Origin of the sequence: Staphylococcus sp. GDY8P45P (genome assembly GCF_017892745.1) — a bacterium.
In the GTDB taxonomy this organism is placed as follows: domain Bacteria; phylum Bacillota; class Bacilli; order Staphylococcales; family Staphylococcaceae; genus Staphylococcus; species Staphylococcus cohnii.
The window spans coordinates 1-1,000 of sequence record NZ_JAESLS010000035.1 but is presented as its reverse complement, the minus strand read 5'-3'; the positions used below and the strand labels follow the sequence as shown (position 1 = coordinate 1,000).

Below are 1,000 nucleotides of genomic sequence, written 5' to 3'. Positions count from 1 at the left end.
TTTTTACTTTGCAACAGAACCCAGTTTATGCATCCCTTAACTTACTTATTAAATAATTTATAGCTATTGAAAAGAGATAAGAATTGTTCAAAGCTAATATTGTTTAAATCGTCAATTCCTGCATGTTTTAAGGAATTGTTAAATTGATTTTTTGTAAATATTTTCTTGTATTCTTTGTTAACCCATTTCATAACGAAATAATTATACTTCTGTTTATCTTTGTGTGATATTCTTGATTTTTTTCTATTTAATCTGATAAGTGAGCTATTCACTTTAGGTTTAGGATGAAAATATTCTCTTGGAACCATACTTAATATAGAAATATCAACTTCTGCCATTAAAAGTAATGCCAATGAGCGTTTTGTATTTAATAATCTTTTAGCAAACCCGTATTCCACGATTAAATAAATCTCATTAGCTATACTATCAAAAACAATTTTGCGTATTATATCCGTACTTATGTTATAAGGTATATTACCAAATATTTTATAGGATTGGTTTTTAGGAAATTTAAACTGCAATATATCCTTGTTAAAAACTTGAAAATTATCGTGATCAACAAGTTTATGTTCTGTAGTTTTGCATAATTTATGGTCTATTTCAATGGCAGTTACGAAATTACACCTTTGTACTAATTCAAGGGTAAAATGGCCTTTTCCTGAGCCGATTTCAAAGATATTATCATGTTCATTTAATCTTATATTTGTCATTATTTTATCTATATTATGTTTCGAAGTAATAAAGTTTTGACTGTGTTTTATATTTTTCTCGTTCATTATAACCCTCTTTAATTTGCTTATTAACGATTCATTATAACCACTTATTTTTTGTTTGGTTGATAATGAACTGTGCTGATTACAAAAATACTAAAAATGCCCATATTTTTTCCTCCTTATAAAATTAGTATAATTATAGCACGAGCTCTGATAAATATGAAGGTTCTGTTGCAAAGGTGAATGTATAGTATAATTTTAACAAAAAGGAGTCTTCTGTATGAACT

General features: G+C 26.6%; 2 protein-coding genes. Both read right to left on the bottom strand.

Annotated features, from left to right (window positions below; translation table 11 throughout):
- Nucleotides 1-41: 41 nt before the first annotated feature.
- Nucleotides 42-776, bottom strand: coding sequence for a 23S rRNA (adenine(2058)-N(6))-methyltransferase Erm(C) (gene erm(C) / locus KA873_RS13495; RefSeq protein ID WP_014158488.1), 735 nt, complete (start codon nucleotides 774-776; stop codon nucleotides 42-44).
- Between the two features lie 44 nt (nucleotides 777-820).
- Entirely contained in the window at nucleotides 821-880 is a 60-nt protein-coding gene (gene ermCL / locus KA873_RS13490; RefSeq protein ID WP_002497446.1) for a 23S rRNA methylase leader peptide ErmCL, read from the bottom strand.
- Nucleotides 881-1,000: the final 120 nt, after the last annotated feature.